This is a genomic window from Maribacter sp. UH1, assembly GCF_056839145.1.
Genome location: NZ_CM166387.1, coordinates 3,657,651 through 3,668,460, shown reverse-complemented (window position 1 = coordinate 3,668,460; position 10,810 = coordinate 3,657,651). Strand labels below are relative to the sequence as shown.

The window sequence follows — 10,810 nt, the reverse complement described above, 5'->3', positions numbered from 1 at the left end:
ATGAAAAATAGTATTATTCTCAACCTTTTATTCGTTGTAACGCTAAATTTTTCTTGTGCACAAAATACTGATAACAAGGTTACTACCCCAAAAGAGTCTGTTTTTACAGCTAAGCTGTTCGTCGATGAGGTACAGATTCCATGGGGCTTCACCTTCCTTCCTGACAAAAGTATTTTAATCACTGAAAAAGAAGGAAAATTGATACATTTCGTCAATGGAAAAAAAACGATAATTAACAATGTTCCTGAGGTATATAATAGAGGCCAAGGCGGATTGTTAGATATAGCCCTACATCCTAAGTACACAGAAAACGGGTGGATTTACCTCACCTATGCATCAACAGATGGGAATGAAAAGGGCGGCCATACGGCAATTATGAGAGCAAAATTGAAGAATAGTTCTTTGACAGAAAAACAAGTACTTTACAAGGCAACACCCAATACTACTAAAGGGCAACATTTTGGATCTAGAATTGCTTTTGATAACGAAGGATATCTATACTTTTCAATTGGTGAACGTGGGGAAAGAGATATCAATCCACAAGATATCAAAAGAGATGGTGGCAAAATTTATCGTTTACATGAAGATGGGCGTATTCCGAAAGACAATCCATTTATAAATGAAAAAGGCGCCAAGACTGCAATTTACAGTTACGGACACCGAAATCCGCAAGGGTTAATAAAGCACCCCCTCACAGGTGAAATTTGGGACAATGAACACGGACCTAGAGGTGGTGATGAAATTAATACTATTAAAAAAGGAGCTAATTATGGATGGCCCCTAGTTACTTACGGCATCAATTATGGCGGTACACCTATAACCGATAAAACAGAAATGAAAGGCATGGAGCAACCTATACATTATTGGGTACCCTCCATTGCACCTAGCGGAATGGAGTATGTGACAACAGATAAGTACAAAAACTGGAAAGGAAGCCTTTTAGTAGGATCTTTAGCTTTTCAATATTTAGAACGTTTGGTCTTAGACGGAAGCAAAGTAACTGCAAGAGAAAAGTTAATGGAAGGACTAGGTAGAGTAAGAGCCGTAAAGGAAGGACCTGATGGTTATATTTATGTAGCCGTTGAAGGCAAAGGTATCTATAAGTTGATACCGAAAAAGTAGACAACAACTCCAAACATTAAAAAAGGTCTGTACGTTAATTCAACCGTTACAGACCTTTTGCTATTTTTATAGTATACTTTATATCCTTACTTATCCCCTACCGGCATCTATAGCCAGCTTTACGGAACCATGTTTTTTAAGCAACGCTTCTGCAGCTGTATATTCAATATCTAGACCTTCCATAATGTAGCGCGTACCGCGATCAACCAACTTATCGTTGCTTAATTGCATATTCACCATCTTATTACCTTTTACTCTACCAATTTTTATCATTAACGCAGTAGATATCATATTCAAAACCAATTTTTGAGAAGTTCCACTTTTCATTCTTGTACTACCGGTAAGGAATTCTGGACCTACATTTATTTCAATAGGAATATCTGCAATCCTTGCAATTGGTGCTCCAGGGTTATTGGTAATCGCTGCAGTTAAAATTCCATGTTTCTTGGCATCTTCTAATCCCCCAATAACATATGGCGTACTACCTGATGCCGCAATACCAACAACAACATCATTAGCATTAATATCATGGACCTTTAAATCTAACCATGCCTGTTTGGTAGCATCTTCGGCATTTTCAACAGCTTTTCTTATAGCTGTATCTCCACCAGCAATTAAACCCACAACACGTTCATGCGGCATACCAAAAGTTGGCGGAATTTCAGAAGCATCTAAAATTCCCAATCTACCACTGGTACCGGCGCCTATGTAAAAAAGCCTTCCTCCTTTATTAAATCTTTCCGTTAAGGCATCTACAAGTTTTGTTACTTGCGGAATCGTTTTTTCTACCGCATCCGCTATTTTCTTATCCTCCTCATTCATTTTTTGAAGAATAGTATTGGTATCCATCAACTCTAAATTGTCGTGATTGGACGGAGTCTCTGTAATCTTTTTGTAATCCATTTAATTATAAAATTTTTATATCGTGATTTTTAAAAGCCTTTAGCAAATTGTCATCCGGCTTTAACTCGGTAATCATAGTGTTAATAGAATTGATATCACAAGTCTTATACCGGTGCTGAGAATTCAGTTTTTCAGAAATAGATAAAAGCACGGTTTTCTTAGAAGCTTTTATTACCGCTTTTTTTATCTGAACAATATCCCAATCAAATTCCGTCAACCCATAAGTGGCATCAACATATCCTGTACCAATAAAACTATAATCGAATCGAATTTCAGAAATATGGTGAATGGCATTTGCACCAATGGCAATCTGGGCTTCCTTAGAAATTTGTCCGCCTATAGAAATTACATTGATATTGGCTTTATGGGAAAGCTCCATAGCAACCGGCAGACTAATGGTAAAACAAGTAAGATTCAGATTCTCAGGTATAATTCTAGCCAACTCCATACACGTAGTACCACCATCTAAAAAAATAACGGCTCCATCTCTCAACATACCAACTGCCTTAACAGCAATGGCAGCCTTATCGGCCAACTTATAAATATTGGTGTTCTTAGCACTATTGGTCATATAACCCATAGATATTGCACCGCCATGTACCTTACGCAGTTTATTTTCCGCATCAAGCTCTTTTACATCTCTTCTAATAGTATCAATAGAAACATCCAAAGCCTCTGCTATATCCGTTATAAGAATTCTATTGTGTAAATCAACCTCACTTAAAATAGTCTGTTGCCGTTCTTCTTTTAGCATTTAAAAAGCTCTTTTTTACTTATGAATCATACAAAGATAGGGATTTTTAGCTCATGCAGTTTTATGACGTTAATATAATGTAAATAGAATTTAATGATTAATTAACAGCAAAATACAGCATAATTTATGGCATAAAACTGCAAATATTCAAAATAACGCATATATTTGCATGATTTAAAAATCCAAAACCCTACCACAACCATATGAAAACAATAGTTAAAAATTCTAAAATAGACATCTCCCACAAGCCTATTGGCCAGTTTGAAGAAACACGATTCGAAAAAATTCACAATGTAATTTTCGAAGATTCCAACGAAGCTTCAATAGTAGTGGCTCATGAAATTGCCGCTTTAATAAAAAAGAGGCAAGGACAAAAAAGAAACTGCGTTTTAGGTTTAGCCACAGGTTCTTCGCCTATAAGGGTTTATGAAGAATTGGTTCGTATGCACAAAGAAGAAGGTTTGAGTTTCAAAAATGTTGTGACCTTCAACTTAGATGAATATTTACCGATGGAGCCTAATAACATACAGAGTTATTTCTACTTCATGCATGAGCATCTTTTCAACCATGTAGATATCCCAGAAAAGAATATTCATATTCCAGATGGTACGGTTAGTAATGAAGAAACAACTGCATATTGCCTAGGGTATGATCGCAAAATAAAGGAGCATGGTGGCTTAGATTTTCAATTATTGGGAATTGGTAGAACAGGTCATGTTGGATTTAACGAACCTGGATCACATTTTAATTCTGGAACAAGAGTTATTACGCTAGACCACATAACCCGCGTAGATGCCGCACCTGCCTTTTTAGGAATAGCCAATGTCCCTAGAAAAGCTATTACCATGGGGATTGCAACAGTACGTAAAGCCAAGAGAATTGTTTTATTAGGCTGGGGTGAAAATAAAGCGGGCATCATTAAAAAAACTATTGAAGGCGATATCTCATCTCATGTACCGGCAACATATTTACAAGAACATGACAATTGTACTTTTGTTTTAGATACCGGTGCCGGTAGCCAATTAACAAGAAATAAAACACCTTGGTTGGTTGATGCATGCGAATGGACAGAAGAATTAAAAGCAAAAGCTATGGTTTGGCTTTGCGAAAATACCGGTAAGACCATATTAAGCTTAACAGATAAAGATTATAACGATAATGGCATGGCCGACCTATTAGCTTTAGCTGATTCATATGATCTGAATATTGAAATGTTCAATAAGCTGCAGCATACCATTACCGGATGGCCGGGTGGCAAACCAAATGCTGATGACACACATAGACCAGAACGTGCAACACCGGCAAAAAAGCGTGTAATCATATTTAGTCCGCACCCAGATGACGATGTAATTTCTATGGGCGGAACTTTTGATAGATTAGTGGAGCAAGGACATGATGTTCATATCGTTTACCAAACATCTGGCAACATTGCGGTTTCTGATACCGATGCCAGAAAATATGCCGAGATTGCCATGCAGATTAATCCGTCTGAAGAGGCAGAAAGAATTATAAAATCAATTGCAGATAAGAATGAAACTCGTATAGATGCGCCAGAAGTTAGAAATCTAAAAGGCAAAATTAGAAGAGGAGAATCTTATGCCGCTACTAGATATATGGGGCTGCAAGATGAAAATGTACATTTCTTGGATTTGCCGTTTTATGAGACTGGCACCATAAAGAAGAAAAACTTATCTGAAGAAGATATTAATATAGTAGTAGATATTATCAAAGAAATAAAACCTCATCAAATTTATGCCGCTGGCGATTTAGCAGATCCACACGGTACGCATAAGGTTTGTTTAGATGCCGTATTTGCAGCTTGTGAAGAATTAAAATCAGAATCATTTATAAAAGATTGCTGGTTATGGTTATACAGAGGTGCTTGGCATGAGTGGGATATCAACGAAATTGAAATGGCCGTACCTATGAGTCCGGGGCAAGTATTGAAAAAAAGGTATGCCATTTTCTGCCACCAGTCTCAAAAAGACGGAGTAATGTTTCAAGGTGATGACTCAAGAGAATTTTGGATGCGTGCAGAAGAAAGGAACCGCGACACCGCTAATAAATATAAAGCTATGGGCTTATCATCATATGCAGCAATGGAAGCCTTTGTAAGACATAAATTTAACTAACAACTAAATTTGAATTAAAAGACCTATTTTTAGTTTTAAAATGGGTCTTTTCTACATTTATGACTAAACAACTAACGCTACTCGTACTTTTATTGCTGCTTCATTCGTGCGGAATTTTTAATTCTTATGAAAAATATCCGAAGAGAGAGTTCAGAGGGGTTTGGATTGCTACCGTGGTCAATATAGATTGGCCAAAAAATGGCAACGACACCGCAGAAAAACAAAAAGCTGACTACCTTAAAATTCTAGATTTTTATGAAAAGGAAAATTACAATGCCGTAATTGTACAAGTACGCGCTGCTGGTGATGCTTTTTATAAATCTGATTACGCACCCTATTCCCGATTTTTAACCGGTGAAGAAGGTAAAGCTCCACAATGGAATACAGATGTTCTTGAGTGGATGATCAATGAAGCCCACCAACGTGGCATGGAATTCCACGCATGGCTAAACCCGTATAGAGCAACTTTCGATGAGAATTTTGAAGTACTATCAGAAACGCATGACTATTGTACAAACCCTGAGTGGATGGTACATTACGGTAAAAAGAACTACTACAATCCTGGATTGCCAGAAGTACGCAACCATTTTTCAAACATCATTGCGGAGTTAGTCTCCAACTATGATGTAGATGCCATACATTTTGATGATTATTTTTATCCTTACACTATTAAAGATGCCGTATTTAATGATTCATTGGCGTTCGAAACCTATGCACAGAAGAATCAAAAAATTGATGATTGGCGACGCAGTAATATTGATTCATTAGTAAGGCAATCTCACGAAACCATTAAATCCATAAAACCATGGGTGCAGTTTGGCATTAGTCCTTTTGGTGTTTGGAAAAACAATTCCACAGACCCAAAAGGTTCTGACACTAAAGCAGGGCAAACCACCTACGAAGATTTATACGCGGACCCTTTACTTTGGATGGAAAAAGGCTGGATAGACTATCTAGCACCACAAGTTTATTGGAGTATGGATTTACCCGTAGCATCTCACAGAAAAATTTTGGATTGGTGGTCAAAAAACAATTACGATACTAACCTCTATATAGGTAATAGTCCATATAAGATTAGAAACAATAGCGATAAAGCATGGGATGATATTGAAGAAATTCCAAATCAGATTGAGCTTGCCCGTGAAACACCTCAAATACAGGGTAATATTATGTTCAGCGCCAAATCCCTAATGAAAGATAACGATGATGTAGTTGAGTATATGCATAAGAAATATTACAAAAAGCCAGCATTAAATCCGGTTTCTACCTTATCAAAAAAGCATTCTGCAAAAAAACCTAAGTTAATAGCTACTTCTAAAACAGATTCAGAGCTTGTTCTTGAATTCAATGATTTAAGAGAAATACGGTTTGCTTTGTTTTACAACTCTGGTATACGGGTCAAAGAAACATATGACATCAAGAAATTACGATCTAAAATATATGTTGATAACACCTCCAATGTTGTACGTATTCCTATTAACCAACTGAGAAAAAAATATAATGCCATTAGTTTTATAGACGTATATGGTAAAGAAACTACACCTATAATTTTTAATTTAAAACAAGTTAATAAGTAATATGGTACAAAAAGACAAAGGAGCTTGGGCATGGGTACCCGTGTTATACTTCACACAGGGCTTACCTTATGTATTGGTGGTTACCGTATCTGTAATCATGTACAAGAAACTAGGTGTAAGTAATGAAGATATTGGACTATATACCAGTATTCTCTATTTACCTTGGGTATTAAAACCATTATGGAGTCCGTTCGTGGATTTAAAAAGTACTAAGCGTAAATGGTTTTTGAGCATGCAGCTCTTAATTGCCATTGCCTTGTTAGGTGTTGGACTCACTCTACCCACCAACATGTTCTTCGTTTCATCATTAGCCTGTTTTTGGATGGCAGCTTTTGCTTCTGCAACAAATGATATTGCTTCAGATGGATATTACATGTTAGGTCTTACCGAAAAGAAACAATCTTTCTTTGTTGGAATGAGAAGTACCTTCTATCGTCTTGCAATGGTAACAGGCGAAGGGTTGATAGTTGTGCTAGCAGGATTTTTAGAAAATAAATATGGAGACAATACCAAAGCTTGGAGCGTAACCATGTCGGCAGCAGCTTTTTTAATGCTTATTATGACCGTTGCCAACTTTTTCGTCACTCCAAAATATGAATCTGAAAGCAACCAAGAAAAAGAAAAACCCGCAGGTTTCTTAGAAGTATTTGCTTCATTCTTTAAAAAACCAGGTATAGGCATTGCTTTAGCCTTTATTCTAACCTATCGTTTGGGAGAATCGCAATTGGTAAAAATGACATCTCCTTTTTTGCTGGATTCCCCTGATAAAGGAGGGTTAGGATATTCTACAGAACAGCTAGGAACCATTTTTGGCACAGCAGGAGTTATTTTTCTTTCCATTGGAGGTATTTTAGGAGGCATTTTAATTTCAAGGGACGGATTAAAAAAGTGGATGCTACCAATGGTGCTTTCATTAAACCTACCAAACATTTTGTATGCTGTATTGGCAATCACAAATACAACAAATATTTATGCCGTAACGGCAACCGTAATTTTTGAAAAGTTCGGTTACGGATTCGGTTTTGCCGCCTTTTTAATGTACCTCATTTACATTGCAGATGGCAAGTCTAAAACATCTCATTATGCAATTGCCACAGGTTTCATGGCGCTAGGTATGATGCTACCAGGTATGGTAAGCGGCTATATTCAACAATGGCTGGGCTATGATGGCTTCTTTGTTTGGGTAGTAATTGCTGCCTTGCCCGCACTATTCCTTTTAAAATTCATTTCTTATCCGGCAGATTTCGGCAAAAAAACAACACTTCCCAATGAATAATATGACACCTACAAAAGAAGCTATAGAAAAACTCTCTTTGATTGAAAAAGTGGGACAGCTTTTTATGCCTGCAGCTTTTATTAATGATACAGAAGAAGAAATTCAGAAATTAGAAAAACTGATTTCTGAGCACCACGTTGGCAGTCTATGCTTTTTTCACTCCAGGGCAAGTGCGGCTACCAATTTTGAAGGCAAGAAAAAAATAGTTGTCAATAAAAATAGCTTTGACACCTTAAGAAACCTCATCAAGAGATATCAAAAAGCGGCAACATACCCCCTATTGATTTCTATTGATGCCGAATGGGGTTTGGCAATGAGAATAGAAAATACGCCTCAATATCCATATGCCATAACCTTAGGAGCAAATACAGAAAATAAAGATTTAGTATTTGAAGTTGGTAAGCAGATTGCCAAAGATTGCAAAGCTGCGGGTATTCATTGGAATCTTTCTCCCGTAGTTGATGTCAACGTTAATCCTAACAACCCTGTTATTGGTTATCGTTCTTTTGGTGATAACAAGCACAATGTAGTTACCATGGCGACTGCTTATGTAAAAGGAACACAAAGCGAAAACGTGCTTACAAGCATTAAACATTTTCCGGGTCATGGGGACACCGCTACAGATTCGCATTTGGGCTTACCTGTTATAGATAAATCGAAAAAAGATTTACTTGAAAATGAATTGTATCCTTTTCAAAAATTAATAGACGAAGGTGTAGATTCGGTCATGGCAGGGCATTTATCCGTCACCGCTTTAACCACTAGTCCAGAATTACCTTCAAGCATAAATAAAGATATTATTACAGGAGTGTTACGCAATGAAATGGGTTTTGACGGTGTTGTAATATCCGATGCTTTAAATATGCATGCCGTATCTAAAAATTTTCCAACAAAGGGTGAACTAGAATGGCTCGCCTTTAATGCCGGTAACGACGTACTATGCTTTGCCGAACATATTGAAGAAGGAATACAATTTATCTTACAAAATGCATCTGAAAAACAAATAAATAAGAGCATAGAACGTATTTGGCATTTAAAGGAAAAAGCGATTATCGAAGATAGTTCTGAATCAGAAGTAACCGACCCATCATCTTTGAATAGAAAAATAGCTGAGCAGTCACTTACACTGCATCATGGTTCTAGCGTCGATATTGCAAATTTTAAAGAAACCAATTTCTGCACATTAACCATTAAAAGATTTGGGACGGATCAAACGAAAAAAGATATTTTAGGTAATATCAAAGAGATGAGAAAGGAAGTTAAGAACGAAACTGAAATTCTTTTGCTTTTGACTCCGCCACAGATAAAACCGACCAATAAATTCGGTTTTTTTGATGAAGAAATCGATTTCATAAACGACCTGATAACAACTAAGAATGTAGTGTTGTATCATTTTGGCAATCCGTATGCATTGAAGTTTTTCAAAACCGAAAAAACAACCGCAACGGTAATCGCATATCAAAATTTTAAAGAGTTTCAAGATGTGGCAACTGAGCATTTTTTAGGTCAACTTGAAGCAAAAGGGAAATTGCCGGTATCATTGAGCTAATCTATTATATTAAAAAATCAACCAAATGAAAACATATAAAATCATCGGTCTTATGTCTGGCACATCATTAGATGGTCTTGACTTGGCATATTGTCACATTTGGGAGAAAAATGATGTATGGCAATTTGATATTAAAAAAACCAAAAGTGTTAAGTATTCTTCAGAAATGCTGAACACCTTAAAAAATGCTATTAGTTTATCCGCAGAAAAACTTATTGAATTACATAATACGTACGGTACGTGGCTAGGTGAGCAAACCTCTATATTTATAAACGAGAACAAATTAGATGTAGACTACATAGCAAGTCACGGTCATACCACACATCACCGACCAGAAATGGGACTTACGTTTCAAGTAGGTTCTGGTCAACATTTAGCAAATGCTACAGGAATTAAGGTCATAGCAGATTTTAGAACAAATGATTTAGCACTTGGTGGACAAGGAGCGCCATTGGTGCCTATTGGTGACCGCATGTTTTTTAATGAATATGAATTTTGCCTGAATTTAGGAGGAATCAGTAATATCTCTTTTGAAGTAAAAGATAAGAGAATAGCCTACGACATTGGTTTGGCAAATATGATTCTAAATTATATTACCAGAAAGGTTGATTTAGAATATGATGAAGACGGAAATCTTGCACGTGCTGGGGTTATAAATACAGAAATGCTAGAGCGGTTAAATAATCTTGAATATTATCTGTTACCGCACCCAAAATCTATAGGTTATGAGTGGTTTTTAGAAGAAGTGGTACCCATTGTAGAAGAGACAGATGATACCATTGAACATTTACTACACACCAGTATTCATCATATATGTGATAAAGTGGCTCAACAGATCCAATTAAATTTTATAAATAAAGACCAACAAATATTAGTAACAGGCGGTGGCGCACTCAATTCATTTTTAATAGAAACACTACAAGAAAAATTAGGCGCAAAGACAAAAGTAGTTGTACCAGAAAAAATAATCATTGAATTTAAAGAAGCTTTGGTATTCGCATTAATGGGTGTATTGAGAGTGGAGCAATTAACAAATGTACTTTCATCGGTAACTGGAGCAAAAAAAGATTCTTCAAGTGGAGTATTGTTCATACCCAATTAAAGTTTTTTACCTAATTTACTCGATAATCGAGAATCAAATAAGCAGAGATTCACCCCTGCAACACACTAATTTTTAATTGAAGTTTCCTTAAATCAACTTTTAGGAAATAGACTTCGTTAAAACCAAAATAGACATGTCAGAAAAACAAAAGAAAGCGTCGGCTTATTGGAAAGAAAATGTCAGGTACCTGTTCATTTTATTAGCTATTTGGTTTATCGTCTCTTTTGGTGCGGGTATACTATTTAAAGAATCTTTAGATGCCATAAAAATTGGTGGTTTTAAACTAGGTTTTTGGTTTGCACAACAAGGTTCTATTTATGTATTTGTTATTCTGATTTTTGTCTATGTAAGACTCATGAACAAATTGGATAAGAAATACGGATACGACGAATAAC

9 protein-coding genes are annotated in these 10,810 nt (G+C 36.3%); 7 read left to right on the top strand and 2 right to left on the bottom strand.

Going from position 1 to position 10,810, the window contains the following annotated elements; translation table 11 throughout:
- Entirely contained in the window at nt 1-1,122 is a 1,122-nt protein-coding gene (locus UH1x_RS15940) for a PQQ-dependent sugar dehydrogenase (RefSeq protein WP_482622923.1), read from the top strand.
- A gap of 90 nt (nt 1,123-1,212) precedes the next feature.
- Here UH1x_RS15940 and murQ read toward each other — a convergent pair whose 3' ends face one another.
- Nucleotides 1,213-2,025 (bottom strand): N-acetylmuramic acid 6-phosphate etherase, encoded by an 813-nt coding sequence (murQ, locus tag UH1x_RS15935; RefSeq protein WP_482622921.1) that lies wholly within the window; start codon nt 2,023-2,025, stop codon nt 1,213-1,215.
- Between the two features lie 4 nt (nt 2,026-2,029).
- Nucleotides 2,030-2,779 carry a DeoR/GlpR family DNA-binding transcription regulator gene (locus tag UH1x_RS15930; RefSeq protein WP_482622919.1) on the bottom strand — a complete coding sequence of 250 codons (750 nt, stop codon included), beginning with the start codon at nt 2,777-2,779 and terminating at the stop codon, nt 2,030-2,032.
- Nucleotides 2,780-2,982: 203 nt separating this feature from the next.
- Here UH1x_RS15930 and nagB point away from each other — a divergent pair, with 203 nt between their 5' ends.
- From nagB to UH1x_RS15900, 6 genes are all read left to right on the top strand, one after another.
- Nucleotides 2,983-4,911, top strand: coding sequence for a glucosamine-6-phosphate deaminase (gene nagB / locus UH1x_RS15925; protein WP_482622917.1), 1,929 nt, complete (start codon nt 2,983-2,985; stop codon nt 4,909-4,911).
- A 59-nt stretch (nt 4,912-4,970) separates the two neighbouring features.
- Nucleotides 4,971-6,488, top strand: coding sequence for a glycoside hydrolase family 10-like protein (locus UH1x_RS15920; RefSeq protein WP_482622915.1), 1,518 nt, complete (start codon nt 4,971-4,973; stop codon nt 6,486-6,488).
- A gap of 1 nt (nt 6,489) precedes the next feature.
- On the top strand, nt 6,490-7,764 hold the full coding sequence (locus tag UH1x_RS15915; protein ID WP_482622914.1) for an MFS transporter: 1,275 nt from the start codon (nt 6,490-6,492) through the stop codon (nt 7,762-7,764).
- A complete protein-coding gene (locus UH1x_RS15910) occupies nt 7,757-9,313 on the top strand; it encodes a glycoside hydrolase family 3 protein (RefSeq protein ID WP_482622913.1) in 1,557 nt (518 codons plus the stop codon). The genes UH1x_RS15915 and UH1x_RS15910 overlap by 8 nt, the downstream gene beginning before the upstream one ends.
- A gap of 25 nt (nt 9,314-9,338) precedes the next feature.
- Nucleotides 9,339-10,415: an anhydro-N-acetylmuramic acid kinase gene (locus UH1x_RS15905; protein WP_482622912.1), complete on the top strand. Its 1,077-nt coding sequence runs from the start codon at nt 9,339-9,341 to the stop codon at nt 10,413-10,415.
- A gap of 133 nt (nt 10,416-10,548) precedes the next feature.
- Nucleotides 10,549-10,809, top strand: a complete 261-nt coding sequence (locus tag UH1x_RS15900; protein ID WP_405415902.1) for a DUF4212 domain-containing protein — start codon at nt 10,549-10,551, stop codon at nt 10,807-10,809.
- Nucleotide 10,810: the final 1 nt, after the last annotated feature.

Bases quoted from the DNA above. Each gene is read 5' to 3' on its own strand.
- UH1x_RS15900 (WP_405415902.1), top strand. From the start codon at position 10,549: ATGTCAGAAAAACAAAAGAAAGCGTCGGCTTATTGGAAAGAAAATGTC.
- nagB (WP_482622917.1), top strand. From the start codon at position 2,983: ATGAAAACAATAGTTAAAAATTCTAAAATAGACATCTCCCACAAGCCT.
- UH1x_RS15930 (WP_482622919.1), bottom strand. From the start codon at position 2,779: ATGCTAAAAGAAGAACGGCAACAGACTATTTTAAGTGAGGTTGATTTA.
- UH1x_RS15940 (WP_482622923.1), top strand. From the start codon at position 1: ATGAAAAATAGTATTATTCTCAACCTTTTATTCGTTGTAACGCTAAAT.
- UH1x_RS15905 (WP_482622912.1), top strand. From the start codon at position 9,339: ATGAAAACATATAAAATCATCGGTCTTATGTCTGGCACATCATTAGAT.
- murQ (WP_482622921.1), bottom strand. From the start codon at position 2,025: ATGGATTACAAAAAGATTACAGAGACTCCGTCCAATCACGACAATTTA.
- UH1x_RS15915 (WP_482622914.1), top strand. From the start codon at position 6,490: ATGGTACAAAAAGACAAAGGAGCTTGGGCATGGGTACCCGTGTTATAC.
- UH1x_RS15920 (WP_482622915.1), top strand. From the start codon at position 4,971: ATGACTAAACAACTAACGCTACTCGTACTTTTATTGCTGCTTCATTCG.
- UH1x_RS15910 (WP_482622913.1), top strand. From the start codon at position 7,757: ATGAATAATATGACACCTACAAAAGAAGCTATAGAAAAACTCTCTTTG.